This is a genomic window from Halococcus salsus, assembly GCF_009900715.1.
GTDB lineage: Archaea > Halobacteriota > Halobacteria > Halobacteriales > Halococcaceae > Halococcus > Halococcus salsus.
Genome location: NZ_JAAAJC010000009.1, coordinates 33,010 through 58,375 on the forward strand (window position 1 = coordinate 33,010; position 25,366 = coordinate 58,375).

General features: G+C 54.2%; 24 protein-coding genes, 2 tRNA genes and 3 pseudogenes. 15 read left to right on the plus strand and 14 right to left on the minus strand.

Features of this window, described 5'->3' with window-relative positions:
* Positions 1-87 precede the first annotated feature (87 nt).
* Both GT355_RS15470 and GT355_RS15475 read right to left on the minus strand, forming a co-directional pair.
* Positions 88-855 carry a hydroxypyruvate isomerase family protein gene (locus GT355_RS15470; protein WP_160135458.1) on the minus strand — a complete coding sequence of 256 codons (768 nt, stop codon included), beginning with the start codon at positions 853-855 and terminating at the stop codon, positions 88-90.
* A gap of 26 nt (positions 856-881) precedes the next feature.
* Positions 882-1,859 carry a Gfo/Idh/MocA family protein gene (locus GT355_RS15475; RefSeq protein WP_160135459.1) on the minus strand — a complete coding sequence of 326 codons (978 nt, stop codon included), beginning with the start codon at positions 1,857-1,859 and terminating at the stop codon, positions 882-884.
* A 113-nt stretch (positions 1,860-1,972) separates the two neighbouring features.
* Between GT355_RS15475 and GT355_RS15480 the strand changes: the two genes are divergently transcribed.
* The 3 genes from GT355_RS15480 (at position 1,973) to GT355_RS15490 (ending at position 4,592) form a co-directional block, all read left to right on the plus strand.
* On the plus strand, positions 1,973-3,040 hold the full coding sequence (locus tag GT355_RS15480) for a Gfo/Idh/MocA family protein (RefSeq protein WP_160135460.1): 1,068 nt from the start codon (positions 1,973-1,975) through the stop codon (positions 3,038-3,040).
* A gap of 213 nt (positions 3,041-3,253) precedes the next feature.
* Positions 3,254-3,994 (plus strand): ThuA domain-containing protein, encoded by a 741-nt coding sequence (locus GT355_RS15485; protein ID WP_160135461.1) that lies wholly within the window; start codon positions 3,254-3,256, stop codon positions 3,992-3,994.
* A 523-nt stretch (positions 3,995-4,517) separates the two neighbouring features.
* A tRNA-Thr gene (locus GT355_RS15490) sits at positions 4,518-4,592 on the plus strand.
* 104 nt (positions 4,593-4,696) lie between these two features.
* Here GT355_RS15490 and nucS read toward each other — a convergent pair.
* A pseudogene (gene nucS, locus GT355_RS18600) lies at positions 4,697-5,473 on the minus strand (endonuclease NucS).
* Between the two features lie 69 nt (positions 5,474-5,542).
* Positions 5,543-6,406 (minus strand): TSUP family transporter, encoded by an 864-nt coding sequence (locus GT355_RS15500; protein WP_240145839.1) that lies wholly within the window; start codon positions 6,404-6,406, stop codon positions 5,543-5,545.
* 802 nt (positions 6,407-7,208) lie between these two features.
* Here GT355_RS15500 and GT355_RS15505 point away from each other — a divergent pair.
* On the plus strand, positions 7,209-7,808 hold the full coding sequence (locus GT355_RS15505) for an ArsR/SmtB family transcription factor (protein WP_160135463.1): 600 nt from the start codon (positions 7,209-7,211) through the stop codon (positions 7,806-7,808).
* 3 nt (positions 7,809-7,811) lie between these two features.
* Complete coding sequence (locus GT355_RS15510; protein ID WP_240145840.1) at positions 7,812-8,288, plus strand: toxin-antitoxin system TumE family protein; 477 nt, start codon at positions 7,812-7,814, stop codon at positions 8,286-8,288.
* Between the two features lie 100 nt (positions 8,289-8,388).
* Here GT355_RS15510 and GT355_RS15515 read toward each other — a convergent pair whose 3' ends face one another.
* From GT355_RS15515 to GT355_RS15525, 3 genes are read right to left on the minus strand one after another with little or no spacing between them, the layout of a single operon-like run.
* A complete protein-coding gene (locus GT355_RS15515) occupies positions 8,389-9,657 on the minus strand; it encodes an ABC transporter ATP-binding protein (protein WP_160135464.1) in 1,269 nt (422 codons plus the stop codon).
* On the minus strand, positions 9,654-10,754 hold the full coding sequence (locus GT355_RS15520) for an ABC transporter ATP-binding protein (protein ID WP_160135465.1): 1,101 nt from the start codon (positions 10,752-10,754) through the stop codon (positions 9,654-9,656). The genes GT355_RS15515 and GT355_RS15520 overlap by 4 nt, the downstream gene beginning before the upstream one ends.
* The gene (locus GT355_RS15525) at positions 10,751-11,950 is read right to left on the minus strand and encodes an ABC transporter permease (RefSeq protein ID WP_160135466.1); all 1,200 of its coding nucleotides are present in this window, start codon (positions 11,948-11,950) and stop codon (positions 10,751-10,753) included. The genes GT355_RS15520 and GT355_RS15525 overlap by 4 nt, the downstream gene beginning before the upstream one ends.
* A gap of 265 nt (positions 11,951-12,215) precedes the next feature.
* Here GT355_RS15525 and GT355_RS15530 point away from each other — a divergent pair, with 265 nt between their 5' ends.
* Positions 12,216-13,211, plus strand: a complete 996-nt coding sequence (locus tag GT355_RS15530; RefSeq protein ID WP_160135467.1) for an ABC transporter permease — start codon at positions 12,216-12,218, stop codon at positions 13,209-13,211.
* Positions 13,212-13,765: 554 nt separating this feature from the next.
* Here the strand turns inward: GT355_RS15530 and GT355_RS15535 are convergent.
* Complete coding sequence (locus GT355_RS15535; RefSeq protein ID WP_160135468.1) at positions 13,766-13,996, minus strand: ArsR family transcriptional regulator; 231 nt, start codon at positions 13,994-13,996, stop codon at positions 13,766-13,768.
* 378 nt (positions 13,997-14,374) lie between these two features.
* Between GT355_RS15535 and GT355_RS15540 the strand changes: the two genes are divergently transcribed.
* The 3 genes from GT355_RS15540 to GT355_RS15550 all read left to right on the plus strand — a co-directional run bounded on the left by GT355_RS15540 (position 14,375) and on the right by GT355_RS15550 (position 15,893).
* Positions 14,375-14,719 (plus strand): DUF8112 family protein, encoded by a 345-nt coding sequence (locus GT355_RS15540; protein WP_160135469.1) that lies wholly within the window; start codon positions 14,375-14,377, stop codon positions 14,717-14,719.
* The gene (locus tag GT355_RS15545; RefSeq protein ID WP_160135470.1) at positions 14,716-15,369 is read left to right on the plus strand and encodes a hypothetical protein; all 654 of its coding nucleotides are present in this window, start codon (positions 14,716-14,718) and stop codon (positions 15,367-15,369) included. Before GT355_RS15540 ends, GT355_RS15545 begins: the two co-directional genes overlap by 4 nt.
* 449 nt (positions 15,370-15,818) lie before the next feature.
* A tRNA-Thr gene (locus GT355_RS15550) sits at positions 15,819-15,893 on the plus strand.
* A gap of 38 nt (positions 15,894-15,931) precedes the next feature.
* On the opposite strand, the gene GT355_RS18750 is transcribed toward GT355_RS15550, so the two are convergent.
* Positions 15,932-16,315, minus strand: a complete 384-nt coding sequence (locus tag GT355_RS18750) for a DUF8106 domain-containing protein (protein WP_476702762.1) — start codon at positions 16,313-16,315, stop codon at positions 15,932-15,934.
* A gap of 174 nt (positions 16,316-16,489) precedes the next feature.
* On the opposite strand from GT355_RS18750, the gene GT355_RS18605 reads away from it, so the two are divergent.
* Positions 16,490-16,918 (plus strand): class I SAM-dependent methyltransferase, encoded by a 429-nt coding sequence (locus GT355_RS18605; RefSeq protein WP_160135471.1) that lies wholly within the window; start codon positions 16,490-16,492, stop codon positions 16,916-16,918.
* A gap of 610 nt (positions 16,919-17,528) precedes the next feature.
* Here the strand turns inward: GT355_RS18605 and GT355_RS15560 are convergent.
* On the minus strand, positions 17,529-18,044 hold the full coding sequence (locus GT355_RS15560) for a hypothetical protein (protein WP_160135472.1): 516 nt from the start codon (positions 18,042-18,044) through the stop codon (positions 17,529-17,531).
* 747 nt (positions 18,045-18,791) lie between these two features.
* On the opposite strand from GT355_RS15560, the gene GT355_RS15565 reads away from it, so the two are divergent.
* Positions 18,792-19,223, plus strand: coding sequence for an SRPBCC family protein (locus GT355_RS15565; protein WP_160135486.1), 432 nt, complete (start codon positions 18,792-18,794; stop codon positions 19,221-19,223).
* Positions 19,224-19,823: 600 nt separating this feature from the next.
* On the plus strand, positions 19,824-20,204 hold the full coding sequence (locus GT355_RS15570; RefSeq protein WP_160135473.1) for a hypothetical protein: 381 nt from the start codon (positions 19,824-19,826) through the stop codon (positions 20,202-20,204).
* A gap of 24 nt (positions 20,205-20,228) precedes the next feature.
* On the opposite strand, the gene GT355_RS18325 is transcribed toward GT355_RS15570, so the two are convergent.
* Positions 20,229-20,669, minus strand: a complete 441-nt coding sequence (locus GT355_RS18325) for a hypothetical protein (protein WP_240145841.1) — start codon at positions 20,667-20,669, stop codon at positions 20,229-20,231.
* Positions 20,670-20,708: 39 nt separating this feature from the next.
* Positions 20,709-20,912, minus strand: a pseudogene (locus GT355_RS18610) (HNH endonuclease); the annotation flags it as partial.
* Positions 20,913-21,094: 182 nt separating this feature from the next.
* On the opposite strand from GT355_RS18610, the pseudogene GT355_RS18615 reads away from it, so the two are divergent.
* Positions 21,095-21,330 (plus strand): annotated as a pseudogene (locus GT355_RS18615) (zinc ribbon domain-containing protein); the annotation flags it as partial.
* 355 nt (positions 21,331-21,685) lie between these two features.
* Here GT355_RS18615 and GT355_RS15585 read toward each other — a convergent pair.
* Positions 21,686-21,985, minus strand: a complete 300-nt coding sequence (locus GT355_RS15585; RefSeq protein WP_160135474.1) for a hypothetical protein — start codon at positions 21,983-21,985, stop codon at positions 21,686-21,688.
* 320 nt (positions 21,986-22,305) lie between these two features.
* Between GT355_RS15585 and GT355_RS15590 the strand changes: the two genes are divergently transcribed.
* Positions 22,306-22,614: a hypothetical protein gene (locus GT355_RS15590; protein ID WP_160135475.1), complete on the plus strand. Its 309-nt coding sequence runs from the start codon at positions 22,306-22,308 to the stop codon at positions 22,612-22,614.
* 15 nt (positions 22,615-22,629) lie between these two features.
* Here GT355_RS15590 and GT355_RS15595 read toward each other — a convergent pair whose 3' ends face one another.
* Positions 22,630-22,977, minus strand: a complete 348-nt coding sequence (locus GT355_RS15595; protein ID WP_160135476.1) for a DUF4870 domain-containing protein — start codon at positions 22,975-22,977, stop codon at positions 22,630-22,632.
* A 283-nt stretch (positions 22,978-23,260) separates the two neighbouring features.
* Between GT355_RS15595 and GT355_RS15600 the strand changes: the two genes are divergently transcribed.
* Complete coding sequence (locus GT355_RS15600) at positions 23,261-25,249, plus strand: alkaline phosphatase D family protein (RefSeq protein WP_160135477.1); 1,989 nt, start codon at positions 23,261-23,263, stop codon at positions 25,247-25,249.
* Positions 25,250-25,366: the final 117 nt, after the last annotated feature.

Consider the following 25,366-nt stretch of genomic DNA (forward strand, 5'->3'; position numbering starts at 1 on the left):
TCCTCACCATTAGTATGATTGTTCCCGAAGACGTTGGCGGAGAACTGTTGAAAATCGCTTTCTTGACAAGCGCTGAAGGAAAGTGGGTCAGCAGTTATCGGCTATCTCGATAACTGAGCTGACTGCGTCGGCGGGGTCGCTCTCCGGAACAAATTCGGCACTGACGTTCCCCTCGTATGTGGTCTCAGCGAGGGCTCGAAGAACATTTCCGTAGTTGAGTTCACCTGTGCCCGGTTCGTGACGGCCTGGAACGTCCGCGATGTGTATGTGTCCAACTGAATCGATATGTTCCCTGAGCGTCTGTATGATGTTTCCCTCAGTTATCTGTTGGTGGTAGATATCAAACAGGAGTTTCACATTTGGGCTATCAACTGCTTCAATGATTTCGGCGCCTTCTGACGATGTGGTGAGGAAATATCCTGGGTGGTCAACTACGACGTTCAGTGGTTCGACGACAATGGTGACTTCCAGCCGTTCGGCCGTCGGTGCAACCGCCTGAAGTACGTCGATGATCGCTTCGCGCTGTGTCTGGCGATCGAGCTCGGGTTGTTCAGGGCCGACAGTGACGATAAGCGTCGAACAGCTGAGAGTGGCGGCGGTCTCAAGCGAGCGTTCGATATCATTAACTGCGACATCGTGGTTTGCCGGCCGTACCAGTGCCGCACTCTCGTGGTCATCGATGTTCGACCCCGCGCCAGCGGCGAGGGTTCCGAATAACTCAATGTTGGAATCCTCTGCCGCACGCGTAAGGGCGTCTATGTCCTCACTTTCCCAGTCGAAGAATTCGACACCATCCGCCCCCGCCTCTGCTGCTCGTTCGATACCCTCTACTGTCGTACAGTTCTCGAAGACCATCGGGACCGTCACACCAACGCGAACCATCAGCGCTCCCCGAGAGATACTGGAGCGTCGGTCGCTATCGACTCGTTGACCGCGAGAGTAAGGCCGAATGTCCGCTCGGCGTCGGCATACGGTGAGCGCGGACGGTTGGCATCATCCAAGCTGACCGCCTCAAAGAAGTCACTTACTTCGGAACGAAAGGCCTCGTCGAGAGATTTTCCATCATAGCTAACATCTTCACCATCGACGGTACCCCTGAGGCGTCTCTCGGTCAGATCAACATCAAGCAGGAAGTCATCGCCAGCAAGTTCGAGTCCGACGCTCTCCTCGGAGGCAACTGATGACGAGAGAACTTGGCTAACCGCCCCATTCGTGTGATACATCGATGCTGTCGTCGTGTCTGGAAAATCGAGTTCGTCAGTGTTGACTTCCTGGCCCCCATAGGCGGTGACTCGTTCGACTTCGCCGGCGAAATACCGCACAAGGTCGAAGATATGTGTCGATTGTTCGACGACCTGTCCACCAGACTGTTCGGCAACGCTCCACCACCCCGTACTGGGAACTCCACCGATCCAGTGGCCGGAAACAAATGAGACGGTTCGATCTTCGATGAGGTCCTTCGCCTGCTCAATCACGTCGGCGTAGCGGTTCATGTACCCGACTTGGGTTACAAGACCAGCGTTGTCGGCAGCATCACCGATCGCTCGGGCAGTGTCGATATCGAGGCCAAGCGGTTTCTCAACAAAGAGGTTGATATCATGGTCAATGACAGTGTGTTCCGGTGGTCCGTGTGCGAACGGCGGAACAGCCACGAGCACCGCATCGAGGTCGTGGCTCTCGCATAATGCCTCAGGGTCAGTGTAAGCCGCGGCGTCGAAACGCTCAGCTGCGTTCAACCGTGTCGATTCATCGATGTCGCAGATGCCGACGACCTCGGCATCATCCATGTGTTCGATATTCGGAAAGTGCTGCCAGGCAGTGACGCCCCCAGCTCCGATAAAGCCGATAGTCGTGGCCATGCAGTACAAACAACAGATGGTGTTTGGCTTAATACGACCGGTGCTATTATATCATTATATTAACAGCACATCGAGCAAAGCAATCATATGTGGCTGACTCACGATCTTTTTTGATGGACTCGATGGAGCCGGTTCGAATCGGTGTTGTTGGGCTTGGTAACTGGGGGTCATTTCACGCGACCCGCCTCGGTGAAACTGAGGCAGATCTCGTTGGCGGCGTCGATATTGACCCTGAGGCGCGCGAACGCTTTACAGAAACGTTTGATGTCCCAACCTATGCAAGCCTCAACGGTCTCGCCGAGGCAGGTGCCGATGGGGTTGTGATCACAACGCCAAACCAATATCACGAAGAGCAAGCGACGTCAGCGTTCGATTTGGGTCTAAGCGTATTAATCGAAAAACCCCTTGCCCATACTCTCGAAAGCGCTGAACGAATCGCTGCCGCCGCCGAGGATGCATCAGGGACGTGCATGGTGGGATTCAAAAACCGATTCTTGCCCGCCGTCGAGGTGGTCGATGGTTACAAAAACGAAGGCCGATTGGGTGAAATTACCCACGTCGAGGCCAACTACGTCCGACGACGCGGGATCCCGGGTCGTGGGTCATGGTTCACGCAGAAGGATGCAGCGGGTGGTGGAGCGCTAATCGATATCGGCGTCCACGCAATCGACCTCGCACTCTACTTTCTGGATTTCCCTGAGATTAACGAGGTGCTTGGTCAGACTCGAAGTCAATTCGGTACTCGTGATGAGTATACTTATCTCGATATGTTTGGCGAAGATTCGGGACCAGGACAGTTTGATGTCGACGATTCGACGACGGCGTTTCTGAGCTGTGCGGACGGCCAGACGATCTCGCTCGAATGTGCGTGGGCGGCCGACCGTGAACCCACCGACGAATTCGTGGTTCAAGGAACGGAGGCAGGCGCGACGCTCGATCGAGGAACCGAAGATCTCACGATTCACCGAGCGGAGACGATCGGGACCCCTCATTTCGTTAATGCCTCAATCGAAACTCGAGATGTGGACCCCATTGCAGCCGAACAACGGGCGTTCGCTACGAGCATTCGTACTGGGAGGCCACCCGAACGTAACACCCCTGAACAAGCCCTCCGGGTCCAGGAAGTCCTTGATGCTATCCAACGCTCCGCAGAATTGGGACGCGCAGTCGAGATCGAGTAACCAAACTTCCGTGTAGCGTGTATTTGGACGGTATTTCCATATTTGTCACTTCTCGGTACTGAAAGAGTGTTGAGACCTCTATAGAGGGAGCTGTTGGTCAATGAATTTGGCTTTTCGACTGGTTTGATCCTGGAAAGATCGTCTGTACCAGTATATCTATCATGAGGCTCCAAAACGAACAATGCTTTACGAGCAACCGTTAAACGCGCAGTTATGACATCGGTTACAGTCTGGAACGAATATCGTCATGAGAAGGAGAACGATACTGTTGGGGAAATATATCCTAAGGGGATTCACACAGTTATTGCTGGTGCGCTCGAATCCGAAGGATTCGAAACGAGAACTGCAACCCTCGACGAACCCGAGCATGGGCTCACTGAGAGCGTGCTCAACGACACTGATGTACTGACATGGTGGGGGCACGCAGCGCACGAGGAGGTTGAAGATAAGATCGTGAACCGTGTTTATCAACGGGTCCTCGATGGAATGGGTCTCATCGTTCTGCATTCAGGCCACTATTCGAAAATTTTCCGACAGTTGATGGGGACGACGTGTTCACTAAAGTGGCGCGAAGCAGCAGAGAAAGAACGTCTTTGGGTTATCGAACCAAGCCATCCGATCGCGGATGAGATAGACGAATACATTGAGGTACCCGAGGCGGAAATGTATGGCGAGCGGTTCGATATCCCAGCACCCGATACCTTAGTCTTCAATTCATGGTTTGAGGGCGGGGAAGTATTCCGATCCGGATGTTGTTACCATCGTGGAAATGGCCGTGTGTTCTATTTTCGTCCCGGCCACGAAACCTATCCCATCTATCACGATGAAGCCATCCAACAAGTATTGGCAAACGCTGCCTCGTGGGTGGCCCCCAGTGATGGACCAACACCGGATTTCGGCAACACTGAACCAGTAGAGGACATTGAAATGACTGACGACCGATCTGTTCACTAAAGCTGTGCTGGCGTAGCTCGCGAGATCCCGACGATGAGTTTTGAGACAGTACGCTCTAGGTGGCCTTAGCTATCTCCAGTTTGTACGGATACCGAGGAGCCGCCACGGTCAAAGCTAGAGCTGACTTGGTTCGGACCAGAGGTATCCTCGCTAGCCCCACCCAGTTGACGGGTGTTCTGAAATCAGGTCACACCGGAACGGTACGCGTCTATCTGCAGATATTCAGTTATTAGACATCATGAACTTTGAGAACCCCCTGCCAGTAGCCAGTTATTTTCCGACAATCATAGTGATTTTAGAACTATGGTTCGCGGGTTCTTCTTACCGAGCGAGGACAAGAATTCTTCATCATTGAGAATGCCAAAGACATCATTAGTTGGAATATAGATAGTAATGTTGAACAAAGGTATCCAAGATTTAACCCTTTAGTCAACAGACCTTGTCCGATACGGAGGCCTCATGCAGTGAGAGGGGATAACGACGGACTTTATTGGCTTAGCGCTGGTTCAACTATGGGGAGCGGGCCGAAGTAGCTCAGCTTGGCCAGAGCAGCTCCCTTGTAAAGAGCTTGCCGGGGGTTCGAATTCCCCCTTCGGCTTAGAAGTAGTCGGTGTCAGCACCAAGCAAAGAGAGCAAGAGCAGGCCATCGATCAGGTTCACTCATCCCTTCCTCTCTGATTGAGGAGTGGGCTGTTTTCCCGATCAACTACGATCAGTCCGCTCGAATTCTGAGAGTTGAGTCGGCTGGGAGTCCGGTGAACTCGGCTCTAGCGCGGTGAATTCGAGGCCCTGTTCAGCGAGGAGTCGCTCCGCGCGGTCAGTAACTGATGGCGCGACCAAAATGCCACGAACCGACCTCTCAACTGGGAGTTCCCGACGGAGCGCGTTCACATATCGGTTCAATTGGCCTGCCGCATCTGGCCCCACACGACGTCGCTTGAGTTCAACGACTGTCGGTATCACATTGGCGTCCTTTCCATAGATATCGATCGCTCCAGCAGCGGTTTCACGCTCGGTCATCTGAGCGACGAACCCCTCTTCTAAGACATCAGGGTTAGTGAGAATTCGTTGGCGAAGATCCTCTTCGCTTCCCTCTAAAGCGAGAGTAGGTGAATCCTCTAACTCCAAGAGCGAGAGCTGAAGTACCGTGTGGAACGCAACCGTGATTTCTTCGTGAGGATTCGAGCGAACACTTTCGACAACAAGCTTCTCCTGGTCATCGTCGAGCCGAGCAGTGTGTGGGCACCCAGGTGGTTGTCAGTTCACAGGTTCATGCTGTTCAGTTCGATGGACAAGGAGTGTTCCATCTGGTTTCAGAATTACCAATCGCTCACCGAGAGGAAGATGGCTTGTGGCTCGACCATCGTAGTCGACTGTACAACCTCCAACAACCGTAACCATCGCGTTTTGCTCGAAGCCCGTTTGAAGATACTCAAAAGCTTCTGGAGACGATGGGTTGGAAAGTGACGAGACAGGCATGCACTTCCTTAGAGCGAAATCCAGTAGTGTTTGTCGCCGGAAAGAGCCCGTGTCAAAAAGGCGCTCCTCTCAGAGGACCTGACTGAAAAGAATTGCAACTAATACCAGCGCGTAGCCCGGAACAAGGTACTGTAGCGCGCGGTTTGGAAGGGCTCGGACCGTATACGGGGAGAAGATCGATGCGAGGAACCCGCCGGCGAACACCGACGGAAGCAATACTAAGTTGAGCTCAACACCTGCGGCTGTGATCCCGAAGAACGTCGCGATCCCCGCTATCGAAACGATCCCTTCCGACATTGATGTAATCGCGGTCGCGCTCTTCTCATAGACACCTGAGAGGATCTCACCCAGTGTGAGCACTGGCCCGTAGCCGCTTCCAGCGATACCCTTGTTCAGCCCGGCGAATATCGCGAATCCCACCAACAATCGAGGTCGATATTCTGTCGTTTCACCAGCGTACTTCTGAACCAGCGTTGTCGAGGCGATCAACAGTACGACTACCCCAACGTAACTCTTAATGTACGCATCCGGAATCGAAAACTGCAGATACGTGAGAATAACCGAAACCACTACCGCGAGTACACCCAGTAGTACGATGATACCAAGAACTCGGGTCGATTCGACCGCTGAATCCGAGCTGGTGCCGAATTCGACATTCTTGAATTCGTTATGGAACAGCCCAGAGACGATACCAGTCGCCCCCTCTGAGAGCAACAGAACGGGTGTGACTGCAAGCGGGTCATAACCGAGAACGAACAGCAAGGCACCTATCGTTGCACCGAATCCCATTCCTGACGCCGAATCCAGCGTCTCAAAGACGAATGCCGAGACGATTACCACCGGCAAGATGAGTGCCGTCCCTTCTGCCGAAGTCGGCGTAAATGGGGGCACGACATATGTCACGAGTACCCAGAGTAAGACTACGTACAGCACCAGCGCACCACCGATACGAATCCATGTGCGTCGATCGAGTTTGAGACGTTCGGAGAGCGACAATGCATCCAGCTCGCGGGCTAATTCACCGATTTGGCCTCGACTTTCGGATGAAGAATCCTCTGACATTGGGTGGTAATCGTACTTGAAGACAGGTGTACAAAACCAGTCCTGAATACCGTGTTGTTGCCGTGACCTATGACAGATCCATGTACTGTCTTCTGACTCGGTGTTGGCGTCGTAATTCCCGAGGGTTGATTGGTCAATATGCTGTTCACACCTCTATAAGCTACTTACAACTACAGTAAATGACTGCGGTGACCAGCAGCTCGTCGACAGCGAGTCAGTACTGAGCCACTCCACATTTCACTGTGGCTCAGGAAAAGTGCTGCTAGGCTTCGTTATACCAACCGAGAGAACTATGCCGCCTCTGAGAGCAATCGCTGAGGATACCCGGGAATTCGTCGGTATCAGCGTCCTGCAGTTCATTCTCACCGAAGAGAGTTCTGATAGTTCGATTAGTCAATATCCTCGATTTCAGAATCTGTGCCCGGTATTAATGTCGAAATCGTCCGGTAATCTTACCTAACATTGGAGCGATGTGCTCGATTAAATGTTTGGTAAGAAGGGCACTGTGGTCCACACTGTCTAAACCAGTAGCTGAGGTTAGCGCGCCAATCGCACACCGTAAGAACGGCATCTGAGAGGTGTCGAAAAGGTACTCCTTCGCGTCATGAATTAAGAATGGTAACTATAGCATAGTCAGGAACAGCTATATTTTCTTCGAGGAGCAAGATAGAGCATGGTAGATAGAGATCACCTCTGGGACGGCGACATCAACGAGACCGTCGTCGAGGAGTGGAAAGACGAGACGACACCATTCGAGCGGATTCGTGAGGTGCTTCGCTCGACCACTCACCCGCAATATGCGAGCCAACTCGCCGAGCGGGCCCGTGTAAGCGAACCCACCGCCCGGAAGCACCTCGAGATCCTCACTGAAGCGGGCATCGCTGAGACAGTCACGACGGGACACGGGAAGCAGTACAAGCGCTCACCTCAGACAGTCGCAATGCAGCGTATCAGAGACCTGCATGCACAGCTATCGCGTGAAGAGCTGACGAATGGAATCCGAAACCTCCGAGAGCGTATTCACACTTATCAGGAGGAGTACGACGCAACCGATCCCGACGACTTGGCACTCCAATTCGCCTCAGTTGACGATGCCGAGTGGGATATCCTCGCGGAGTGGCGCGCGCTCGAAAGAGATCTCGATGTCGCTCAAGCCGCTCTCGCGCTCTATGATTTCACCCCTGATACCGATAGTCGAAGTGGCGTTTCTCATAGCGACCGGGGAAATCACGGGGCCTTCGCCCGCGAGTCCGAGTTCGGAGCATCAGTCTGAGGGATGAGCGGTTCACCTTCCTACGGGATCCCTTTAGAGGAGCTAACTGGTGATGTCGGCGCTCCCGATGTGGCGGATATGCAAGCAATACGGGACCTATTTCTTCGTGATGACCCCCTCATCGAGGAAGCTGTCTTCGACTCAGTTCTTGCTCCCCGCGAGCTTCATATCCGGTTCGCCGATGGTATCGGAGAGGCAAGCTGGTCCCGATTAGACGTCACTTGGTACACGACCGATGCGTACCGATTTCATTACGTGGACGAAGCCGATGTCAACTGGCGTTTCGACCGACATCCGAACGACCATTCGCCCGAAAAGCACTTTCACGAGCCCCCAGCGGCAGCGTCCAAAACAGCCCGCCAGTCGTGCATCACGGTCGAAGAACCCCGACTCGTCGCTCGGGCAGTGCTGAACCTCTGGCGTCGTGCATACGAGACCGATTCGGTAGCTGAGCTGAACAACGCACGAAATCCACCATAAGCAATGTTTCGCTCGTATCTCGGCCCAACACTCTCAAGCTTCGCCGTTACAGAAACCTGGATTAAGCGTCAGTCGACCGACTTCTGGGTGCAATAGTGCGTCACAAGAGATGGCAGGTTGCTGAATGGCCGGTCGTCATCTCCTGGTTCTCAGGCGACTCCCGTTCACAGACCGTCGAGAACTCCTCTGTGAATCGTTCTTCGGCGGTCGCGATGTTCTGCTCAGCGACGTCCGTAAGTACCGCAGCGACCGCTCGTTCCGCATCCGCGTCGTCCAGTTCGCTCGGGATATCGTAGCCCTCTCGAATCGCCGCTCGGAGCTTGGGGTCTGAGACTGCTGTGGTACTCGTTGCGCTCCCCTCGGAAACGAGTCGCTTCCGAATCGCCTTAGCGTCGAGCGTCCGGTCGCGGATCGCGACTCCGAAGTCGAGGAGATTCCGCCAGACTGATTGGTCGAGATCGTACTCGGCAGGCTGGATCACCGCAGGACACCTCGTGTGGAACCGACATCCGGTAGGTGGATCGGCAGGATCCGGAACTTCGCCCGCCAAGTGCGCATGGTCCCCACGGGTGGTGAGGTCGGGTGTCGGAACCGATGCGAGGAGCGCTTTCGTGTAGGGATGCATAGGCTCGGCGAATACCTCGGCGGTGGGGCCGTTCTCTACGATCTCGCCTAGGTACATCACTGCTACTCGATCGCAGACGTCGCGCACGACGTTCATATCGTGAGTTATAAGAAGAATCGAGAGGCCGAGCGTCGATTGGAGGTCGGCTATCAACTCCAGTACCGCGGATTGCACGCTCACATCAAGCGCACTCACAGGCTCGTCCGCGACCAGCAGGTCGGGATTCAGGATCAGCGCCCGTGCGAGCGCAGCGCGTTGTTTCTCTCCACCCGAGAGTTCGTAGGGATAGCGGTCGTAATCGTCGACCGAGAGTCCAACCCGTTCGAGCAAAGCCTTCGATCGGTTGCGGCGGCGGTCGTGGTCCCGCAGTCCATGGATCGCTGCGGGTTCGGCCACCGCTTCGCCGATCGTCATTCGAGGATCGAGGCTCGACGTCGGATCTTGAAAGATCATGCCCGCCCGTTGTCGAAACCGCTTCCGTGCTGCATCCCCCTGATCACCGATGGGGTCGCCATCGAAGACTACCCGACCGGAGGTCGGTTCCTCGAGGTGAAGCAGCGTCCGTGCAGCGGTGGATTTTCCACATCCTGACTCTCCAACGAGACCGAGTGTTTCCCCTCGTCGAAGGTCGAAATCGACGCCGTCGACCGCACGGACTCGTCCCGTCTCGCGGTCGAGCAGTCCCTCGGTTATCGGATAGTGTTTTTCGAGGCCACGGACCGAAAGCAGTGGATCGTCACTCATCGTGCGCCACCGCCTTTCTGCCTATCGTTCGAATTTCGTCCGTCATCAGTCCGAGTCGGCCCCGAGCGGTTACCGGTTCGTCCGTCGCCCGCTCGTTCGTCGTCGGTTCGGATCGCCGAGGCGTCACGACCCTCTTCGTAGAAGACACACGCAGCGGTGTGGGATTCGGTCTCCGTCGGCCGAAGTCGGGGGTGAGTTCCCTCACGACACTCCGTGATCGCGTGAGGGCATCGAGCGTGGAACCGACAGCCAGCCGGCGGTTCGGTTGGGCTCGGGAGGTCGCCCTCGATGGTTTCGCGTCGCTCACCGCGGCCCGGAAGACACCGAAAGAGAGCTCGAGTGTATGGATGGGCTGGCGACTCGAACACGTCTTCGACGCTCCCGCGTTCCATCACCTTTCCAGCGTAGAGTACCACGACACGGTCGGCCATCTCCGCAACGACTCCGAGATCGTGTGTCACGAAGAGGACCGCCATGTCGTGTTCGGCCTGAAGATCGTTCAAGAGATCGAGGATCCCTGCCTGTGTCGTCACGTCGAGTGCCGTGGTCGGTTCGTCGGCGACCAATAGGTCGGGTTCGGCGGCGAGCGCCATCGCGATGACGATCCGTTGTTTCATTCCACCAGAAAACTCGTGCGGATATTCCGCGATTCGGGTCGCAGCGTTCGGGATCCCGACTCTATCGAGCAGTTCGACGGCACGCTCGCGAGCAACCCCTTTTGAAACATCACGGTGGAGCCGAATGGACTCTCTGAGCTGTGCCTCGATCGAATAGACCGGATCGAGCGCTCCCTGAGGATTCTGAAACACATGTGCGATCCGTCCACCACGGATATCGGTGAGCCGCGCTGGTGAGCGCGCCGTGAGGTCCATCCCATCGAACTCGATCCGACCGTCGACGAGCTCTCCCGGTGGACTCGAGAACAGTTTGGTGAGCGACTCGCAGGCGATGGTCTTTCCCGACCCAGATTCTCCGACGAGACAAACTGTTTCACCACGATGAACGGCAAAACTCACGCCATCGACCGCTCTGACCGTGCCGGCCGAAGTGTGAAAGTGTGTTCTAAGATCCTCGACCGAGAGCAGTGGGTCACTCATGCGCTCGACCTCGGATCAAGCGTGTCCCGGAGTGCATCACCCACGACGCTGAACGAGAACACCGTGACGACGAGGAAGACAAGTGGGAAAACCCAAACCCACCACAGCTCCACGTTCACGCCACCCGTTTCGGTCGTAACGCTGTTGATGAACTGACCCCACGATGGGACGTTCTCGTCGCCTAGTACGACGATAAAGGAGATCGCTGCCTCAGTGAGAATTAACAGTGGGATTTGTCGGGTCGTGGCCGTGAACACGGTCGACGAGACGTTGGGAAGGATGTGTTTGCGGATGACCGTCGTACGGTTCGCGCCCGCGCTCTCAGCGGCGGTGACGTAGAGTTCACCGCGCCGCTGGATCACTTCACTACGGACGAGGCGGGCGACACCGCCCCAACTCAGTAGACCGAAGGCGAGGATGATGAGAAAGAGGCTTTGCCCAAAGACGAATCCAAGGATGATGTACGCTACAAAAGCGGGGACTGTCTGCTGAACATCCACATACCCCATCAAGACTGTGTCGACCCATCCACCCGAGTACCCCGCAACAACGCCCACGACCGTTGCAATAGGAACCATTATCATAGACGTTACGAGAGCGACGAGGAGGCTCACTCCGAACCCCGCGATCGTTAGACTGAGGACACTCTGGCCGACGTCATTGGTACCGAACGGAAATCGGAGGCTGCCGTGGCAGAGCTGTTGGACGGCAGGGCCAGTTACGTGACCAGCGCAGTTGAGCGCGACCGTTCCGGACTCGATAGTGGCGAATAGCGCAGGCTGATTCGCGTACTCGATATTGGTACTCGGACGACCGAGAACGAGCAGGCTCAGGATTCCAAGAATGAAGAACAGAACGAGATAGGCGGCACAAACCACAGCAAGGCGATTTTTTCGGAAGCGTTGCCAGTACCGCCGGGTTCGTTCGTAGTCCGTGAACAACGGAACGACGACGACGAAGACGAATACCACCAACGAGAGTAAGAAAAGCCAGTCAAGGCGCGCTGGCGTATACCATGCACCGACCGCAAGTCGATAGCTCGTGAAATAGTCGTAGCAAAACAGTGCGCCGATCGCGAAGAGTGCCAGCAGAAGTCCCCACGTCCTCCATTCGAGGCTGAGTCGACCATCATCGAGTTCCGCCCAGTCGATCGGTTCGAGCGCAGGGTCGGAACCCAGACCGGTATCCGTTGACATCGATGACTGTGATCGATGGACGAGGATGGAAAATAAGTGTTTCCCGCCCGGGAGTTGAGCGAGAAATCAAGCGGGTCAACGTTTATTGTATCGTGGTTTCACATGGGTACTATACCCGGATGTTCAGCTCACGGCGATCTGTGACCATCGATATAGAGATCGAATCCCGTCCAATGAGCCTCAGTTCCGACTTGAAGAGCGAGCATCGACGACATGATTTGTTGGGTATCTCTGTATGAGTCGAGGATGGTGGGTCGCTCGGCGAGTGGTCTTTGCAGTATTCGCGGCGTATCTCGTGCTGTCGACGGTGTTCGTGTTCGTCGCTCTTACCCCAGACCCTCGTGTCGGTGAGCTTACCTACGCCGCGACCTCTCAGGCAAACAACCAGCGTATTCCCGTCGAACAGACGGATGCGTGGGAGCAGCTACAGACGTACAAAGCCGAACGCGGCCTCAACGAACCGTTCCTCGAACGCTACGAGAACGTGCTGGTCTCGTATACGACGTTCGACTGGGGAGAGTCATACGGAGCGGACGGACAGACGACGTTCGGCGGATCGTATGGGTCGGGATACGCGGCAAACGTTCCAGTCATCGGGCTGGTTGGAAACGCACTCGGTCATACTCTTCGGTACGTGCTACCGGCAGTTCTCTTTGCAGTGGTCTGTGGTCTCGGAGCGGGTCTCTACTCGGCGACCCACCAAGGAAGCTTGCTCGACAGGCTGGGAACGAGTGTCGCTTACCTTGGCTTCAGCTTCCCGAATTTCTGGCTTGGAACCATTGCTCTCGTCCTCGTCGGTACCGGTGGTTGGTTGGGAATTCGGAATGGGAGTGAGTTCCTCCGTACGACGGCACTTCCCGCTGCAGTGCTCGGCACCACGCTATTCGCGGGCCAGCTTCGATACACTCGGGCGCAATCACTCGAATATATCGATGCCGAATTCATCAAACTCGTACGGGCGAAAGGAGCAACGAACGGGCGTGTTGGACGTCATCTCCTCCGTAACGCAGCGATCCCACTCTTGTCGTTGTTTTTCGCCGATATGCTCGGACTCCTCGTGCTGAACATATTCGTCATTGAGTACGTCTTCGGAATTCCAGGGATAGGGTCACTAGGACTTGTTGCGGTTCAGGGTCGTGACCTGCCTGTGGTCCTTGGCACAACGATGGTGATCGTTCTTTTCGGGGTTGCAGGCAATCTGCTACAGGACGTTGCCCATCGGGTGTTCGACCCACGGATCGAAGCGGCGAGCAGCGAGTGAGTCGCTCGCAAAGGTGTCTCTTCCTGTCAGGTTCTTATATACTCCAAAATTTGGAAATATTTACTAGAGTGTGTCGAAATATTATATTGGCGAGATTGCTTGACAGCGAAAATGGCAATCGTCGTCTCGCAGAGTCAGTCCCATGAGAAAGCTAACTCGCGCTGTCCTCGTTGTAATGGTCGTTTTCTCGGCCGTCGCAATGATGGGGGCAGCAAGTGCGTCAGCGACTAGTACCACTACGAGTGGACCCAGCGTAGGAGATCCCAGTTCCTCCAGTGGATCAGGTACGACTGGTCTTCCAAGACCCCAACCAGACTGTTACACCAACGCTGACGGAACAGTGTGCGTACCGCCACCGGGAACGTAGAACAAACCCTCAAACTGCCCCGCTTTGGGGCAGATACGACGGACCATTTACTGAGTTTGCGGCCTTGACGTTGAGTTACGATAAAAATTTTAACACGGGAAGCGACGCTTGGTGGTGTCCAAAAGGTACTCCTTTAGACCATCTTCCTGCTTGACTTCCCACTATCTCAGCTTCCGGGGCGTGTTCTTCATTCGTCAGCTACAGACCACAGTCGGGCGTTCGCGACCTTTCTACTCTGTACCTTGTCGGTGTCTTCGAGCTGGCGGAGCTTCTTGTAGGCCGTATCGTAGATGCATCCCACCTCATCTGCGATCTCCTGAGTTCCACCTGCGCCACCAAGACTCTGGATGGCTTCAAGAAACTCGGCCGTAGAGTACTCCGCAGTATAGCGGCCGGTATCTTGGTCGCGGTCAGGCATTGATAGGGTTTGAGGTGGCATTACAGGTAGATATAACGGTTTATGAGCAAAAGCATTCCCGTTACAGCTAACTGGAAAGGAAGACTTTTACCCATACATGTGGTTGTAAAGGGCGTGAAGGCGGTGCTCCTTGGGGCGTTGCAATGAGAGAACGCCCGGATGCGCCAACATCCGAGCATAGGCCTTCACGGCGGATCGAAAGCCCATGCAAGCCAACAATTCCGGCAGCCTTGAAACTGCCGAACGTTCTAGCGGACAGTCAATCGAACGATGCGAGCACTGCGACCAACCCACAATTCTGGGTGACGGTTGGACCGAGTCGCTCCTCACCGACGATGTATTCTGCTCGCCGAAGTGTGCGACGCGGGGTGCACGCGAATGAGCGTCGATTCCGCTCCAGCGGCCGAACAGTCCATCACGGGCTGGAGTCTTGGCATCCGCGGCACCGCTCTCTGCCAGTACTGCACGAAAGAACTCGGCGAGGGCGACGAAGTGACTGCCTACGCTTATCGCCCCGTCGAAGACCAACTGGTCTCGGTCGCGCGACTGTACTGCAGTGAGTGCAATCACCGAGAGATCGAGCACCCCGCCTTAGGATGCTATGAGTGGCTCGCCAAAGCCCGCCTCGCAACCACATCCGACGTCGCTTACCAATCACACGAGACGACCCTCACTGGAATCGAGATCATCGACCAATCCGGCCCACAAGGGGATACGCTATGAGCGAGAGCACCCCACGGAAAGACCCTCACACACAAACCACCGAACACGCAGAGAGCGACAAACAACGAACAGACTCGACCAGCGACACGAGTGTCTCAGTTCCAAGCGAGAGCGAGGACGACCCCTGGTTCATGGAAGAAGAAGTCAGGGACATCGTCAGAGAGGAAGTGAGCAAGCTCATCGAGGTTCGCGGCGTCGACCCGGAAGACGCCACTCTCGATGACGTCTGGATCGCCGGCCAGCCCCTCGGCAAGATCATCGAAGGCCTCACGAAGAAAGTCAAAGACACCAACTCCGCCAACGAACCGGCGGAGAGCGAATCCGATTCCAAGCGCACCCCCTTGGAGCGGATCGCCGACGAAGACGACACCAATCCTGTCGGCGTCCAAATCACCTCCTCGGTGGACCGTGCCGCAGCCATCATGCGCAACTGGACGCAGTGGTCGAAGAAAGGTCCGAAAGGCCGGAACATTCGCGATGGACTGAAGCCACTCATCGAAACCGAACTCGACGAAGACGACCTCGCTTGGAACCAGGTCTACCGAGCCTGCAAGAAGGTCGAGCACCTCACTAACGGAAAGATCGTCTTCACCAAACACACCAGACATGGCTGGATGCTCTTACAGCCGTCGTCAGCAGAGGGGGCGTAAGTCCTCCTCCAAATAGCGAGTCGAACCACCACAAACTAACGACGGTCCAACACGACCCTCTCGTTCCACGCCCGCACCACACCGCAAGCAACCCACCGCTACCGTGTGGTGCGTCAAGTGCTGCGTCGGTGCTGCTAGTATGAGGAGACAGGGTGGGAGAATCGCCGTCCGACAACGAGTGTAAGTGACCCTCTCTGCTCCGAAGTATCGATTCTTCTCTTGGAACCACTCGCTAGTCAGTAGTAATCCCCGAACCGTCTTACCAAACATCGAATCGGCATCGCCATTCCAATGTTAGGTAAGAATTGTACCGTCGGCAGACGATTCGAGCCAGCGAGTAATTGACGAGTATCGATTGCTCTCTGGAAGAAAACTGAATCGTATTACGGAAGATACCGAGTGATCCGTAGTCTTTACTCACTTGGCGACGGTCTGATTACAGAGAGCGGGCCGAAGTAGCTCAGCTTGGCCAGAGCAGCTCCCTTGTAAGGAGCTTGCCGGGGGTTCGAATCCCCCCTTCGGCTTTTCTAACTCCGAGTGGCAAAGGAATACGCAGTATCGCCTAAGAACGACCTTGACCGTGGTTAGAAGTCGAACGATTCCAAAGACGAGTCCAGAGATCGAGTTGCAATGCCGTCGCTTGTAAACCAGCAGAGGCGGCTAATTGCGGAAACGTAGTTCCCGACACCGCCGGAATAGGGACGTCTTGTCCAAAGTTGGCGTTAGATGGGGAATTCCCTCGAACCGCGAGGTGAGTCCCACAGATGGGACAAGCAAGGGCAATTCGATCCTCTCTGTCTGTTTGCTTCCTTACCCAGTCATCTTCCGCAGGCGCTTCGCGCCCGCACTCGGGACAGATGAGAACCGACTTTCGGTGCTGCGAGGGGCCCCCTTCGGCCTCAGCGCAGCCAGAACCGCTATCGGGGTGCGGGTTGGTCTGGTTCACAACGCGCGCTAGTACCTGTCTTCTTGTAAGCTTGGTGGCAATTCGTGTGGTTGATGATGTGAGTGTTCCTCTCCGGTGTTGTTCGGCTGTTTTTAACGCTTGAGATTGGTATTCGCGACTAATTCGCTAAGCGAGCGGAACTTGCATGTGTTTCCCCAGCGGTCTCGTCCCAAAATGGATGATGCTGCCGACCCGTTCGCCGCACTCAACCCCGAGAACTACTACAATGAATACGGTAATGAAGAGCGGAAACGATTGCAAGCAACGCGAAAAGCGCAATTCGAATTCGAGAACACTATAGAATACCTTAGAGAGCATCTTCCAGATCGAGGTCACGTACTCGATGCTGGAGGCGGGGCAGGTCGGTACACAGTCTGGCTCGCAGAACAGGACTATGAGGTAACACTGGTTGATCTAAGCGACGAGCAGTGCCGAATTGCCCGAGAGAAGGTTGAAGAACGAGGTCTTACGGAGCAGGCCACCAGTGAAGCGCCCGATTCAGCGGACATGTTTGATAAGACCCACTCGTTCCTTGCCCCCACCGCACCGCAAACAACCCGCCGCTTCCGTGTGGTGGGTCGAGTACTGTGTCGGTGCTGCTAGTGAGCAGGGATAAGGAGGGAGAATCGCCCTCCTACAACGAGTATAGGCGATTTCCTCCGGAGTTCGCCTCTTCTCTCAGAACCAATCACTGGTCGACGGTGACTCCCAAACGGTCTTACCAAACAACGAACTAAGATTCATTTCTGTGTTAGGTAAGAACCCCCCAGCGTCGGCAGGCGATTCAAGCTACTGAGCAACCAACGAGTACCGCCTCTTCATCTGAGTTTGCGCTCAGTTCCAGTGGTTATCGCTGGATCACATGCCTAACGACCTGCACAAATCAGCCAAACAAAACTCGGATTTGACGCGAGTAACCACGGGGTTGCGCGGCGGACAAACGGTTTCGGGATCATACCCTCAAACAGCCGCTGTTCCCGTAATCTCCTTTGTCTCGCAGTCGGATGGCCGTAGTCTTGTCTGCATCCAGCGTAGAGGTCTCGTTGAGCCGAAGAATGGAGTTCTCGCCGAGTCAGCTTGCTCGGGATAGAGCAATCACCTGCAGCCTACTAGCTACTACCGTGGAGTGCGGCCTGCCCAGTCGTTCTACGAGGATACAATTGCTTGAACACTACTGACGAAATGGCAGTTTGGATAACGTCCCAGCGCTTCTTTAGAGCTCTCGGACTTTGATTTGGGTATCGTCAATCGAGTCTACGTGCTTGCTTTCTAGTTCCTGGATTGCGCTGTCATCCCATCCGAGACTGGAAGTGATCGCATCAATGACCTTCTCTTCGCCGCTCTTTTTGACGTACGCATTGCCGTCTCTGATATCATCAACCGCACCAATCGTGTTCCCTTGCTGGTCAACTACTCGCTTTCCCTTGTCGCTTTCACTGAAATCCATCGCAACGAATATGCAGAGCCCAATCAAGTAGCTGCGCCTTGCGGAAGCCAGCGTACCACTGTTTGAAGAGTCCTCTATTGCAATATGGTCGAGTATAATATAGCCACCCAGTTCGTGAACCGATCGGTGTATATCGAGTGTTGTATTGATGCCATTAGTAGGCAAAGGCGCAGAAGAAAGAATCGCTACTTTACAACGAATGGCAGTGGCCTTTCCCTTAGATTCGAACTCTTCTTTCAAGCCTATAGCCAGTAGTGACTTCCGGGGTGTCTTACCAAACATTGAATCAGTAGCTCGTTCTAGTGTTAGGTAAGAATAGCTGCGCTCGTCGGGCGGTGGTATGAGTCGATGAGCATGCAGCGAGGATCTGTCGCGCTCTCTCAGAAAGGGGTCAATCACGTGGACAGCTGGGCTTCGTCGGATTGGCTGTCGGCTGAAACCGCAAGTCCGAGCGCCGACATTCCAAACACGGCTAGATGCTTTTGCAACCGTCGTTAGCACAGGGGGCGTAAGCCATCCTCGAAATAGCGAGACGAACCACCCAGACTAACGGCGGCCTAACGCGTCCAATTCGTTCCACATACCACCACACCGCAAGCAACCCACCGCTACCGTGTGGTACGTCCAGTGTCGCGAGTAAGTAGAGACGGGGAGGAAGAATCATTTTCCCACAACGAGTGTAAGTAACCCCCCTCTTCTCCGGAGTGCCAGTTCTTTTTTGTACCTAATTGAAATGCTTAGCAGCACGTTCAGTTTCATTATGACACATTTACAAGCAGGGTGTCAGTATCAATCATGTCCTTGAATTCTATAGGCAATGACTCAGGTTTGAATGGATAGCGTACTGAAGGCGGAGATCTCACCTCTCATCCGTATTTCCAGGCGTTGAGCGTAGTGATATCCGGTCAAGTGGATTTTGAACGGCAGTCGGTAGAAAAGATGGACCAATACCTCCTTGATAATCGGAGGAATTCGGCCATTCTCACCGGATTTGGCGAAGCCTTAACTGAGCAAACCGATGTCATGTATATGACTACCCGAGTTGAGCGTACGTTCGATCTGGATGCTTCACCGGACCAGGTTTGGGAATTTATTACTGACCCAGAGAATCGCGCAGAACCGATTAGTGTCGTCGAATCCTTCGAAGTTCACGACGAAACTCACGCCACTTGGCATCTCTCGATACCAATTTCAGTGATTGATAGTACCATCACTGTAGAAACCGAGGACACCAAACGTGATCCACCCTCTCATGTAGAGTTTGTTGGTCGGTCAGACGTCATGAGAATCATTGGTGAACACGACCTCGAAGAGCTTGAAGAAGGGACGCGGTTGAAGAATCGGTTCACTGTTGAAGGACAAATACCGGGCGTCGAGCAGTTTTTTGAAGCTAATTTTGACAGTGAGCTTGAGAACTTAGAAAGCGCTATTCGTAGGAAGACTGAAATTTCCCCGAAGTGATGTTTTTTAGTAAGTAATCGGGGCTGAATAGTCCCAAATATTATCTTCTCAATAATAGTTATAGTAAATATTAACCTCGGTACAGACTAGGTTGAGGACCTGGAAGCGAGTCCACGGAATGTTTGCTCGCTCACTCGCCTCGGCAGCAATTCTCCTCTGGGTTGGCCCCATCCTCAGAGTTTTTCATCAATTGGCATCCATCCTTGAAGCTGGTAATTTGAATTCATCAAAGGAATGGTCGTACTCCACTCATTTATTCCGAGATAGAGAAGCAGTTGAGAAGATTAATTATCCTCTTCGATTCTCGGATTATATGTGTCCCATCCCCGTGAGAACGTCGAGATACCTTCGGAGGCTGTTACTGTCGTGCAGCGGTATCGCCGTGTTGAGCGACCAGTTAGTTGGGGAGTGTCTCTTCTCCTCGCTGCTGTCGTCACGATCGCTCTTTTCTCACTTTCTCTGATCCCAGTACTGCTTGTAGCGAGTGCAGTTCTCGCTCTCGCTCGATTTCCACTATTGAGGAGCCACGGAAGTATGAAACTAGAAACTGACGTGAGCGCTGAGACGGCACGAGCAAGATTCGGAGGTGCGGCCCCACGAGTGCTTGCCTTCCAGTGGGGACTCGCTAACGACATCCGTCCGACTTCGGAGGGGTGGGCCTACGATATATCGTATCTCTTCGGATTGGTCTCGATAACTATGGAAGTAAAAACGAGCTCGCCCCAGTCGGATGGTGAGAATGAAGCCCACGACGGCTTCGAGCTGACTGTCACAGCCAACGGGAAGGCATGGGGAACATACCTGGTGTCGATCGATGAACAGGGTCGAAAAACAGCGATAGAGATCAAGTACGAATCAGCCCGCAAGTTCGGTCTTCGCCGACTTCCACAGTGGTTGGTAGCTGAACGTTATCGACACGAAGCGTTAGCTGTGCAAGGATACACCATTGCCGAGCGGGACTTCAATCTGAGTATCAGATAATGGCCCAGCTGTCGGGCATAGTCCTCAAAAGAGCCGTTTCAATCCGTACACAAGGAGTGCCCCGACTGCAGGAACGGCTGTGAAGATCTCGATGAGAACGATGACTCGGGAAAATCCAATCTGGGGCATCACCATGGTGGCGAACAACGCGACACCGCCCATTGAAAGCACGGAGCCCAGAAGTACCTGTAGCGGCCGCCAGAGCATTGCTCCGAGAACAACTAAAAGAATCACCGCTGCAAGTCCTGCCCACCACGTTGGTGGAAACGGGAGCGCACTCCAGAGAGGCGCATCGGTCGGACTCACGAAGTTGAGAGCAACCAACACAGCGAAAAGATAGCTGAAGAGCCCAACAACTGTCGCGCCAACGAACTTGAGTGCCCGAATCAAGCGACCACCAAGGCCGGTTCCACGGCCCGTATCACCAACCCAGCCGTCGCTCGCGAAGATATCGTGGTCGTGCACCTCATTGTGACAGGATTCACAGAGTGTAGTGAGATTCGAGAGCTGGTTCGACCCACCTTCGGAGCGCGGAACAACGTGATGGGCGTGGAGACGTGTCCCATCACCCCCCGCATATGGACCACTCTGATGCCCACATCGGGTACACGTCCAGTCATCCCGCCTGTAGACCCTCTTTCGACGAATATCCCAATCGGGCGGAAGACCACCGCCATAGGAACTCGGGTCGTTCCATTGTGGGTCAATCTACTCTCCCCGCGACATGAATTGGCTCAGACAGCCTCTTGTGATGAATCTAACTGCTATCGGGAAGGAGCTCAATAGCCGTCATGAGTAAAGAGAGTTCACTTCTCAAGTCGGAACTTTCTCGGTAGGCGACCGCTCACCGCTTGGGCGAGTGCTCACCCGGTGGGTAGATATGCGGCAACAATCGCACGTCGCAAGCGGACTTTTCGTGTGCGAAGTGCGGGTACGAGGTTCACGCCGATTACAATGCGGCGAAGAACATCGGTTTCAAACACGTCCACGCGGGGCAAAGTCTCCGCGTGGACGGGCCACACATCAACTGGCCCTGAAGTCGGGGACGCTGAACGCGAGTGGTTCCTTTGAACCCGCCGAGAGTATTGGCCAGAGCGGGAGTCCACCGACAAGCGCCGGCCTTTAGGCCGGGGAAGTTGACAGGTTTTCTTCGAGGTTTAACCCTTTTTGGGAGCCATTCCCACATTCGAGAGCGACTGGTTCGACCGTTCAGGCTGGTTTTCAGTGAGTAGGTTCACGACGGTTGGATTCTCTTACCAAACACCAGAACGTAATTCGGATCTAATGTTTGGTAAGAGTCGGCCCGGTCTCTGGTCCTACTGCCGTCTCGTCCGTCTAAATGGCTACTTACGAACGGACGTTTACGAGGACGACACCCCTGTTCGCGTGTCGGTTCGCCGGACAGAGGATACAGCGTATCCATCCGGTTGGCGGTACACACTCCACTACGAGGCACTAACCTCGCCCTACACTGAAAACGGTTAATTTCCTAACAAAGCGCCGACATTGATTTGCTGATTCCCTTGTTGAGCGGCAATGCTGAACGATTCCACCCATGAATTTTCACTGTCACCGATATTGAGCTCGGAAAGAGGGTGAAATATCTCGTTGAAAGCCTCTCTCGCTCCATTAGCATCCGGAACTTGGAGAGAAACGTCTTCAAGATGTGCTTCACCAGAATTACCCAGCTCTCTGACGACGTCACTTGATGGCTTTGTACGCTTGTCGTGTAGGGTTTTCACCAGTTGCCTCAGCGAGATGGTTCTGGAGTTGACGAGCATCTAATGGATACGAGAACACGGGGCCTGCCCACTGAAGAAGATCCCTCGGGGAATCTATCCATTCTATCAGTCGTTCATAATCGGTCTCGGAAAACGCACAGAGATCGATAGATACCGGCACATGGCATCCATCTGCACCAAAACAAAAGTACATACCCATTTTACATCATGGAGTCTTCACCGGGAGGCAATCTAAATATGGGGTAAAATCTGTCAGCAACGGAGCTATTACGAAAAATTGCTGAGCGCTAATATGAGGAAAACAATGACCCACCTCAGTCCGTTGAGCGAAATTCCGTATACTGTAATCAGTCATAACAGTGTTCTTGTCGTACTATGTAGTAGAATCTGATATAGCAAGGGAATATAGAGGAGAAGAAGTTGAACCCATAGGTGTTATCGAAGCTTGTGCGGCAATGGTTACCTCAGTGACACTCTATTTCGGTTTCATCTCTCCAGTGCTTACAGGTGCTTTCTCTATACTGAGTACAAAGCTATTCGATCTTGAGGGATACCCAAGTACGTTGAATGGGTATCTCGGAGCAGGGTTTGTTTTGGTTTGTATCGTAGCGTGGCTTGTATTCCGAGGGTATGGCAACCTCGCTGAAGAGATGTCTGAGAGCGTGTGAGGCGATATTCGACAGTCAGAGAAAATTCGGGGCTAATGGATACTGCCACGCTTCGCTTCTGAGCGCCTTGATTGTCGCCCAGAGTGGCAAAACGAAGTTCAAGAAAAGAAGACAAAGCAAGAGTCCTCCAGTAAGCAATCCGACGACATCATGCGTCACAACAAAGAATACAACGATGAGTATTAGCGACGCTGCTAGAACGAAGAGTTGCCAGTTCAGGGCATTTCGTGCATTTGCCTTTGTGAAGTTATTGCTAGCGACAAGGTACACAATGAGCGGGCCAAAGAGTCCAAGAACAAACCCAAGAAGATGAACTGACATCCCGAGGGTTGTCCGACCATCGATAGGCGTGTTGCTACTCATATTATTCGTTAAACCAGACCACATATAATTCTCACGTTGTCCACATGTACTAAACACAATATGATTGCAAAGAGCCCGAAGTAGGTCTACAAATGAGTCCGATCGCCCCAGATAGGCGAAATCAAATACAGGTGAAGTCTACCCCGCTTACTCACTGAATAGTCATTGTAGTAGTACCAACAAGAACTCGTATCCAGTCTTATTCGACATTGATACTGTTGCAGTTGCGGGTTCGTGTCCTAGTATCGCTCTCGTTTGCCATCTCTACATCACCCAATGCTGAATGAGATTTGTTCACTATGTATTTTACGTAAGATATTCTCATAACCACCGTCTTCGGGGGAAGGGTGTGAAAGACAGTCTGGACCACCCTCTCGATGAGGAGCGTCGTAATTTCCTTCGTAAGGCAGTCACTACCGCGACGGTAGTCGGCATCGGTACATCCGGTGTAGGTGCCGCTACCGCCAAAGAGAAAGGAAACAATGGTCGGGGACCACTGAAAGGGGATCCATTCACCCTTGGCGTCGCTTCCGGTGACCCACTTCCCGACTCCGTCGTTCTCTGGACCCGCCTCGCACCCGAACCACTCTCAGAAGACGGTGGAATGCCCGACCGACAGGTGCCCGTACAGTGGGAGATCGCTACTGACGAGGACATGAAGAATACTGTTGGCAAGGGCAATGCAAAGGCACGCCCCGAGTACGCCCACTCCGTCCACATCGACGTCAAAGGATTGGACGCTGGAACCGAATACTACTATCAGTTCAAGATTGGTCCCGATCGGAGTCCAGTTGGTAGAACGAAGACGGCACCCGCAGAAGACACTAACATCGATGAATTCCGGTTCGCGTTCGCTTCGTGCCAAAATTACCCGGCCGGCTACTACACCGCTCACGACCATCTCGCCGACGAGGATCTCGACCTCGCTGTCCACCTCGGTGATTACATCTACGAAGGTGGCGGTCAGGGCTCGCTCGGGCGTGGTCATGAACCACCGCGCGAAATCGAGAGCCTGAGTGAGTACCGAATCCGCGAGGCACAGCACAAAACTGACTCGAATCTCCAGGATGCTCATGCTGCATTCCCGTGGCTCGTGACATGGGACGACCACGAGGTCGAGAACAACTACGCCGACGAGGTTTCCCAGGCTGACGACCCCACGGAGGAATTCCTCGAACGCCGGGCCGATGCCTACCAGGCCTATTTCGAACACCAACCACTGCGTCCCTCACGGATGCCCGATGGCCCGAACCTGCCGCTTTACCGACGGTTCACGTTCGGTGACTTAGCTGAATTCAACGTGCTCGACACTCGCCAGTACCGCGACGATCAGGTCTACTCCTCCGAGGAAGCGAGTGACCCGGAACGAACGATCCTCGGCGATGAACAGGAAGACTGGCTCGTAGCGGGACTGAACAGTTCGACATCACAGTGGAACGTCCTTGCCAATCAAGTTCCGGTCGCTGCAACCGACGAAAACCCCAATCCAGACGTTCAGGACTTTGGCGGCGGCGATAAGTGGGACGGATACCGGGCCGACCGACAGACGCTCCTTGATACCATGGCTGCGGATGAGGACCTGAATCCCGTCGTGATCACCGGCGATGTCCATCGGAACTACGCCTACAACCTCAAAGCCGACTTCTCGGACCCTAATTCCGAAACAGTTGGTACGGAGTACGTCGGCACGTCGATCACTTCCTTCGGCGACGGAAGCGGGATCACTCAGTACGGACCGTCTCTGGGCGAACCGTGGCAACGATTCTACAACGACGAGCGGGGGTACGTCCGCTGTACACTTACTCCTGACCAGTGGCAGACGGACTACCGCGTCGTCTCGACTGTCGAAGAACCCGAAGCATCGGTTAGTACGATTGCGACATTCACTACTGATGCTGGTGATCCGGGTGCAGAACTCACCTCCGAACCCCCAGAAAGGGAGCCCATCGAAATCATAGAAGTCGAACCAGATCAGAACGGTGATCTCAACAACGAGTTCGCGAAACTGCAGAACACTGGCGATAGTGAAATCGACCTATCCGGCTTCATCGTGAGTTTCGAAGGCGGGCGGGGACAGAACTATACGTTCGATGATGTCTCTGTCGGACCGGATGAGGTGATTACCGTTCGAAACGGTGACGGGGATGATACCCAATCGACGGTCTATACCGGGTTCTCCGGTGCAGTCCTCAATAATAGTAATCCAGATATTGTCGTTGTCGCCAACGATGACGGTGTGGTTCTTGACGAGCAGTCTTATACGCCGGCCTGAGCATACAAAGATACTGTTCACTCGTTATTTTTGCTCGCCGTTCACCGTGGGGAGGATATCAATGGAGCACTACCTCCTGCAGTCACAGGACACGGGTGTTTTCGGACCGCAATTGAA

Coding starts and splice junctions, on each gene's coding strand:
- GT355_RS15505 (WP_160135463.1), top strand. CDS start 7,209: ATGGTAGATAGAGATCACCTCTGGGACGGCGACATCAACGAGACCGTC.
- GT355_RS15485 (WP_160135461.1), top strand. CDS start 3,254: ATGACATCGGTTACAGTCTGGAACGAATATCGTCATGAGAAGGAGAAC.
- GT355_RS15480 (WP_160135460.1), top strand. CDS start 1,973: ATGGACTCGATGGAGCCGGTTCGAATCGGTGTTGTTGGGCTTGGTAAC.
- GT355_RS18605 (WP_160135471.1), top strand. CDS start 16,490: ATGGATGATGCTGCCGACCCGTTCGCCGCACTCAACCCCGAGAACTAC.
- GT355_RS15535 (WP_160135468.1), bottom strand. CDS start 13,996: ATGCCTGACCGCGACCAAGATACCGGCCGCTATACTGCGGAGTACTCT.
- GT355_RS15545 (WP_160135470.1), top strand. CDS start 14,716: ATGAGCGAGAGCACCCCACGGAAAGACCCTCACACACAAACCACCGAA.
- GT355_RS15475 (WP_160135459.1), bottom strand. CDS start 1,859: ATGGCCACGACTATCGGCTTTATCGGAGCTGGGGGCGTCACTGCCTGG.
- GT355_RS15525 (WP_160135466.1), bottom strand. CDS start 11,950: ATGTCAACGGATACCGGTCTGGGTTCCGACCCTGCGCTCGAACCGATC.
- GT355_RS15470 (WP_160135458.1), bottom strand. CDS start 855: ATGGTCTTCGAGAACTGTACGACAGTAGAGGGTATCGAACGAGCAGCA.
- GT355_RS15560 (WP_160135472.1), bottom strand. CDS start 18,044: ATGTTTGGTAAGACACCCCGGAAGTCACTACTGGCTATAGGCTTGAAA.
- GT355_RS15600 (WP_160135477.1), top strand. CDS start 23,261: ATGAGATTTGTTCACTATGTATTTTACGTAAGATATTCTCATAACCAC.
- GT355_RS15565 (WP_160135486.1), top strand. CDS start 18,792: ATGACTACCCGAGTTGAGCGTACGTTCGATCTGGATGCTTCACCGGAC.
- GT355_RS15540 (WP_160135469.1), top strand. CDS start 14,375: ATGAGCGTCGATTCCGCTCCAGCGGCCGAACAGTCCATCACGGGCTGG.
- GT355_RS15585 (WP_160135474.1), bottom strand. CDS start 21,985: ATGCTCGTCAACTCCAGAACCATCTCGCTGAGGCAACTGGTGAAAACC.
- GT355_RS15515 (WP_160135464.1), bottom strand. CDS start 9,657: ATGAGTGACGATCCACTGCTTTCGGTCCGTGGCCTCGAAAAACACTAT.
- GT355_RS15595 (WP_160135476.1), bottom strand. CDS start 22,977: ATGAGTAGCAACACGCCTATCGATGGTCGGACAACCCTCGGGATGTCA.
- GT355_RS15510 (WP_240145840.1), top strand. CDS start 7,812: ATGAGCGGTTCACCTTCCTACGGGATCCCTTTAGAGGAGCTAACTGGT.
- GT355_RS15520 (WP_160135465.1), bottom strand. CDS start 10,754: ATGAGTGACCCACTGCTCTCGGTCGAGGATCTTAGAACACACTTTCAC.